The 6,953-nt window shown below is 37.8% G+C and carries 4 protein-coding genes; all 4 read right to left on the bottom strand.

Features of this window, described 5'->3' with window-relative positions; all coding sequences use genetic code 11:
• Positions 1–405: 405 nt before the first annotated feature.
• The 4 genes from ACESQI_RS22260 to ACESQI_RS22245 all read right to left on the bottom strand — a co-directional run bounded on the left by ACESQI_RS22260 (position 406) and on the right by ACESQI_RS22245 (position 6,937).
• Complete coding sequence (locus ACESQI_RS22260) at positions 406–1,755, bottom strand: T9SS type A sorting domain-containing protein (RefSeq protein ID WP_373127185.1); 1,350 nt, start codon at positions 1,753–1,755, stop codon at positions 406–408.
• Positions 1,756–1,950: 195 nt separating this feature from the next.
• Positions 1,951–4,467 (bottom strand): polysaccharide lyase family 8 super-sandwich domain-containing protein, encoded by a 2,517-nt coding sequence (locus tag ACESQI_RS22255; protein WP_002562245.1) that lies wholly within the window; start codon positions 4,465–4,467, stop codon positions 1,951–1,953.
• A 75-nt stretch (positions 4,468–4,542) separates the two neighbouring features.
• A complete protein-coding gene (locus tag ACESQI_RS22250; protein ID WP_002562246.1) occupies positions 4,543–5,661 on the bottom strand; it encodes a DUF4998 domain-containing protein in 1,119 nt (372 codons plus the stop codon).
• A gap of 34 nt (positions 5,662–5,695) precedes the next feature.
• Positions 5,696–6,937: a DUF4959 domain-containing protein gene (locus ACESQI_RS22245; protein ID WP_002562247.1), complete on the bottom strand. Its 1,242-nt coding sequence runs from the start codon at positions 6,935–6,937 to the stop codon at positions 5,696–5,698.
• Positions 6,938–6,953: the final 16 nt, after the last annotated feature.

Below are 6,953 nucleotides of genomic sequence, written 5' to 3'. Positions count from 1 at the left end.
CAATATTAAGAAATTTATTCTTATTAACGTTCATAAAGAACTATGTTTTCCATGGCAAAGATAATGGTAGAGGAAAAGCAGAGGCTATTAACACACTCATTATCAAGACATTACCAAGACTAATAATTGTATGCTTTTTTCATCACAATCTATTTGTATTTCACGAAAGAGAGTATTTATCTTACACTCTAAAATTATTACAAACAGAGCCTTCTACATCTCTTATACTTATGAATTCTTAGATGGTATCAAATATCCTCACCGTATATTTGGTCGCTTGATAACCACTATTTCAGTCTATTTCTTAATAAAAAACAGGAGAAGCATAAAAGCACCTCCTGTCCTCATTTTATCTCTTAATTAACTTCTCACGAAGTACATAAGATTATATTCATCAACAATCCATTATTTCATTATTTTAGCCACAGCACCTTCAGCCTTCACTATATAAAGGCCATTAGCCAATACATCCAAGCTAATTACAGCTTGTGTACTCTGAATAACCTGACGGCCCATGTTATCATAGATATAAACTACTGAATCAGCTGCTTTATCGATGATTGTGACATCATTTGATTCACTATTAAACAGAATCTTAACATTCGATATTTTTTCAGAAGTAATACCAACTCCACCACCTTTTAGATGATCAGGCATCGTTGTAGGTTGATTGGTTAAAGTCATATCATCGGCAGCAAATGCCAGAATCGGAAGTTTATAATCATTATTGGCAGGCATTCTCCAATAGGTATAGTAAACATCTGTTTCATCATTTTCATCATAAGCAAACTTCCAATTAGCATATGTTTCTTGTTTGGTAAGATCAGCCAAAGTTTTTGCTAAGCCATCATTTCCTGTTTCGTCAGAAATTAACTCTTTATTCTCGCACTGCAGATCAATACCTTCGTATGCATAATTACCTTCAAGAATCATAGTGAGCAATTCACCTTCTACTATACGATTAAAACCTAAAATACGACCTGCACCTTTACCTGTTCCGTCCGTATTATACGCAGGTGCCTGAATTAACTTATTTAATGCAACACAGTTTTTAATATAAGATGTACCCTCAGGCTTCTGTTTAGAATTACTCCATCCACCGTATCCCAAGATACTACCAGCATTCCCATTGGAAGTCAATGTACCTAAACTATAGCATCGGTCTATTTTCAGTACAAATTTATTTAACAAATATCCTACAATACCACCAACGTTGCCAGTACCAGAAATATCATTCGTCGAATAACAATCTGAAATATTCACCTGACCATTACTATTTGCACAAGTACCAATAATGGCACCAACACTGGCTGCAGTTGCATTAATCGGTCCTCCGGTAACAAAACAACCGTTTACATTCAGCTTTTTCCCAATTACCTGACCAACCAGTCCACCAATATTATCTTTACCATTAATTCCCTTCTCTGCGTCAACAACCAAACCAAGATGTGCGATTTGTGCAAAGCCATCACCAGCTATATTACCAATAAAGGCTTGATTATCTGCTCCGGGACGGTTAATCCAAAGTCCTTTAATAGAGTAATGATATCCCTCTATATTACCAGAGAAAGCAGTAATTGGTTCCCAACCTTCTTCAGAGTTCTTTAAAAATTCGGTCAAATCAATGTCATTGTCCAACACAAAATAAGCATTCGTTGCAGTCCGGATATTATTCAGATGCTCTGCTGTTTTAATCACATACGGATCCATTTCTGAACCAGCACCAGATGCAAACTTGTCATCTTGTGCACTCACATTTGAAAACATACTACCAACAGCAAACAAACAAGTCGCCAACATTAGACGATACTGAGTATTCTTTTTCATAATTCAAAAAATTAAAATTGATAAATAAGATTAATAAATTCGTTCAAATATCAAATTCACTATATCACATTAGTGCATTCTTCTTTAGAGATTTTGTCTCATAGGCATTCCTCTATATTTATGCTATTGTTTCAATACTTTTTTGATACAAATATTATTTTTGCCAATTAAACGTATCAGATAGTAGCCTGGAGCATAATCAGACATAGATAACGACTTACCACACTCTGCTGATTCAATAGGCATCTGCTGCAACACGTTACCTTGTAATGAAAGACATTCTACCTTATTAAAAATACCCGCTTCAAAACTTACATTTAATTCCGTTTCTACCAGATTCGGATATACGGTTACCTGTTGAGGCGATTCAACATTTCCTATGCTTGTTCCACCCGCTGCCTGATATACATTCGTTACAGTACTACCTATATAGTCTCCTGAAGGCATTCTAAGTTCAATTTTCGTACCATCCGGTAGTTCTGTAGCACCAACCAGTTTTTTATTCAATGTCAATGAAACCGGACGTCCGGCTCTATAGGTCGGATCGGATACAGACACCTGATATTCGCCATTTTTCACTACCACCAATACCATCAGAGGACCACCGGCTGAAAGTTTCAAATCACCCATTGTTACCTCGGCTCCTTCATAAAAAACCACCGCATATTTATTACCACGTTTTACTGCTTGTACGGATTTAGTATTAGCTATTATCTCAAATTCATGATTTTTTGTATATGCTTCGAAATCGTCTAAAGACATATCCGGTACTACAATGTATTGATAGGTTGCATTTTGTGGAGCTATTCCATGATTAAAATAAGCGCTGAATACACGACCTTGATCACTTCCTGTCGAAGTATCTGTACCTATATTAGTCCAATTACCTTTTTGAAGAATGGCACCGGCAGTTATTTGCCCTTGTTCAGGGAAAATATACCCCACATTATCATGATGAATCCAGGATAAAGTATTATCGTATGAAGTCCAACGAGTCAAAGGAGTCACTGCTGTCTGCGTATTAATTGTGCCGTCTGTCAAACCAAAGACTGCCGGAGCACCAAAGAAAGCCTGATTCACGGAAGTAGCAATCGACGACTTCCCATTGGTTGTTATTCCCGATCCCAGGCAAACCATACAATCATCAATGAAGAAATAAGCTTTCTGAGCTTTTAACCCACGATAATCGTGCTTATACGCCAATACTCCATCCTCACCGTTGCTCACACCACCACCAAAGCTATTAGTGCCATACAAATAGCCGCCTAAACGAGCAGAATCAACACTTTGTGCAGCAGTCGTACCAGGAATTCGAGCCCAATCCCAAATACCATAAATAGCCCCCGCATGGCCATAAGCCCCACCATTATATTCATTACCGCTTGTTAAAATATTGGTTGCTCCCATCGGCAAATTATACCCTAACTTGTTCTCACTGTTAATCATTTCCGTCCCTAATGTACGGTTAGAAATGATTTTGGCAGACATATAATAGTTAGCGCCATGTTGAGTCATCATATCCGACTTCCAAAAATGCTTATTAATATTCAAAGGGAAGGGAGCGCCATTCTCAATATGATCTATCCAGGCTTCATAATCAGCCTTATACTCCGGATCAGCTTTTATCATCCGACGCAAGACAAGAGGATCTATATTGGTTCGGTTACCTTTTGAGTCACGAGAGATATTACGCCCCATGGTACCAAAGTCAAACGCATTGCGATATCCGAACAAACGATGTCCCTGTAACAACATATTACGGAATAACTCTATTCTATCCCCCGTATAGGCCTCATCAAACAATGTTCCGGCAGCAATCTCCATATAACCGGAGATATCATTGGTAATCGACATTCCATACCCTCCGGAATAAATTTGTTCATGATGCTGATGGAAACTACCATCAATTTTTATCCCTTCATCTCCTTGTTTACTTACAATTGTAAGTGTAGAAGCAATTCCGTCGAAAGCCTCCTTCACACCAGCAAAATCATTCTCTATACACCCCTTATGTATGGCTATCTCGCAAATCCAGGTCAGGTTTTTACCTCCGCCTAAAAAACGTTGAACCATATTCCGAAGGTATTTTTTAGAACAATATTCCAATTGCGTCTGGTTTGCATATCCTTTGACTAATAACAATGGAATCATATACTTTTGCGGAACTCCAATTTCATCGTACCACCAATTGTATCCCGGATCTCCTCGTTTTCCGGTTTCCTGAGGATGATTATCTGCGAAATAAGTACACCCGGCTACAATACGTTCCAACAAGCGTTCATTCATATAATAACCACTCTTTGAATGACGATATGCTTTGGCCATTACTACCAAACGATTAGGAGCCGTATTACCTGCCGCATTCATTTGCCCATATTTTCCATCATCCCAACTACCGTCCGGGTTCATGGTATCCATCCATTTTTTTATTTCAGCATCTGTAACCGGATCAGCCTCTAAGTTTCTTTCTGCCAAAATAGTAGTAACTTGATCTATCGAAGCCTGTTGTTCTGTGGTTAAACTACGGATAGCATTATCTGTATTCCAAATATCAGATAAAAGTGTTGCATTGGTTGCCATACCCATATCGTAACCTACCAACAATCCACACAAAAAGAGAATAATTTTTGTATTTCTCATATTATTCTGTAAGTTGCAATTACAGATGAAAACCACATTTTTCGATTTTCATCTGTAATCACTGGTTTTTAAATATTATTCCATTGCTATAAATGCAGCAATTTCAGCTATAGCCGCCTTTTTGGCATCTTTACCATTAAGAGCATATATTCTGAAATAACGGGTTTCGCCGGCACTGAGCGGAATGTCAAATGATTGCGCTCCATCCATATCTTCCATCCGATAAGATTCCACATCATTCCAATTTTCACCATCCTGACTATATTGTAATATAAAATCATAGACAGTGGCACTTGGTGCATCTTTTGGACGAATCAATTCTATACGTCCTAACTTATAACTCTGATGCATATCAATTGCCAACCAATGAGGATAAGCAGTAGGTAATGGTCGTATATTTGAATGCCAATATGTTTTAGCATCACCGTCAATGGCACTCTCTGCCACATAGGCACCTCCGGAAGTCGTACTACTTGTTATAGTCCACTCAGTTGTCGGAAGTTTAGATACTCCTTTCCGTGTTACCCAATCTGTATAGAATGTATCTACAACCAAAGAATCAGAAGTAAATGCTGTTCTATATCTAAACTCTGTTCCAATCTTGTAATTCGCATAGGTTATTGTATCTGCATTTGTCTTTATAGGATCCCATACAGTTACCTTCTCATCTACTGTATTGGTATACTCTATTTCGGTAGCAATAGCCCCGTTATAAGTGTCAGCCAATCCCCATGCGACCATCAGTTGTCCATCCTTCAGTGCAGCATCATCCAAGTCACGATTGGTGATAATAGATTGATAGTTCTCACCACGTGCCCATCCAATCACTTCTACTGGTACAGAAATGTCTCCGGCTTCATTAAAAGAACGGATAATAAACGAATATGAGTTTTCCGGCAAATCCGGAATAATGCATCTGACAGTATCATCTTCATAATCAAAATAATCTACTTTTAAAGTATTCGTATAATTATTCCAATAAACTTCTGCACGTACAGTAGTAGGGTCTTTACCTTTCAACCACTGAATCTGTACCCTGTTTTTTCCGGCATATACTACCGGCTCCTTCGCTATTCCCGGATATACACGTCCGTTGGGTACAATATATTCTTTATAAGTACTATCCATATCTTTACAAGACACAATACCTAAAAATATGGACAATATCATAATACTATAAAATATATTTTTCATCTTATTTCAATTCTAAATGATTAATATATACACTTTACTTAATCTCTTTTCCAAAGACATCCAACTCAGAAATCCAGATTGATCCGGAAGTAGACGGTCCCGCAAAAGTTTCAAGAACTTTAAAACGAAGATATCTTACCTGAACAAAAGGATTAGGAGCAAATTCCGACTCTTCCAAATCATAGTTGACACCCTGCACACAAGCATATTGATGGTCTTCTTCTGTTAAAGTAGGAGATTCACCCGAATATTTAGTCGTGTTAAATGTTCCCAATGGAGTCCAACTATCATCCCAACTACCATCCGGATTAGGCGACAAGCTTCCATAAAGTTCAAACTGTTTTACATTAGAGCCACTATATACTTGAATTTCCTGGCGTGAACCTTTTCCACGGTGATGTAATTTTACACGGCTCACAGTTACCGTACGTCCCAGGTCTACAGTAAACCATTGCGGTATCGGTGCAGATTTCGTCGTAGCAAACATACTGTTTCTATCAGTCGCTACTCCATCCCATAAGTGGTCTATAGAATATGCGCTATAATTATTTTCAACAGGATCATACGTATCGGTAGGTAAAGCAGCATTTTTAAATTTATCTTTGGAAATTTCTTCTTCATACAGAGGAGTCAAAACAGCCTCTTTGGTTGAAGAGTAATGTTCCCAACGATCTCTCAAATATACTGCAAACTTACCTTCTTTCTCCTTTAATCCCCGGTAAGGAAAACTTCCCATAGAAGCCTCTGTATAGAAAGTTTCAAATTCTGTATATTCTCCTGTATTAGCAGTATCTCCTAACAAAACGATGGCCAAAGCAGCCCGATCAGGATTTTTAAAACTAACAGAAACTCCTCCAAAACTTGCCTTCAATTGCAAACTTTCAAAAGCCGTCAAATAGGAAGGAGTCAATGGAGTCACTTCCTGATCTACCGGAGCAGATTCTTTTTCATTTCTTCCTACACTATAAATCTTCACCGGATAAGATTTCACTTCTCCGAATCCTTCTAATACCAATGAATCTTCATAACAGGAAGCTTTAGCAGTATGTACAGCGCCTGTTTCAATTTGATAAACAGCTTTTACATACAATAAATTTTCATCTTTCGGCATTTTATATTTCAAAATGGCACCACCTGGAGTCGGTTTTACCGTAACATCATATACCTGTTCCGGAGCCGGAGCCGACATATCAATATGATCCAAACGCCCTTCTTCTTTACAACTTACCCCCATAAACAATAAAGAGGCTAATGCTATATATAATGATCTTTTCATTTTATCCTATATTTTT

This window comes from Bacteroides sp. HPS0048, from assembly GCF_964240755.1.
Classification (GTDB): domain Bacteria; phylum Bacteroidota; class Bacteroidia; order Bacteroidales; family Bacteroidaceae; genus Bacteroides; species Bacteroides nordii.
This window is presented reverse-complemented; position numbering and strand designations above follow the sequence as displayed.

What these genes read in the sequence shown, in the direction of transcription:
- ACESQI_RS22250 (WP_002562246.1), bottom strand. Translation starts at nt 5,661, where the DNA reads ATGAAAAATATATTTTATAGTATTATGATATTGTCCATATTTTTAGGT.
- ACESQI_RS22245 (WP_002562247.1), bottom strand. Translation starts at nt 6,937, where the DNA reads ATGAAAAGATCATTATATATAGCATTAGCCTCTTTATTGTTTATGGGG.
- ACESQI_RS22255 (WP_002562245.1), bottom strand. Translation starts at nt 4,467, where the DNA reads ATGAGAAATACAAAAATTATTCTCTTTTTGTGTGGATTGTTGGTAGGT.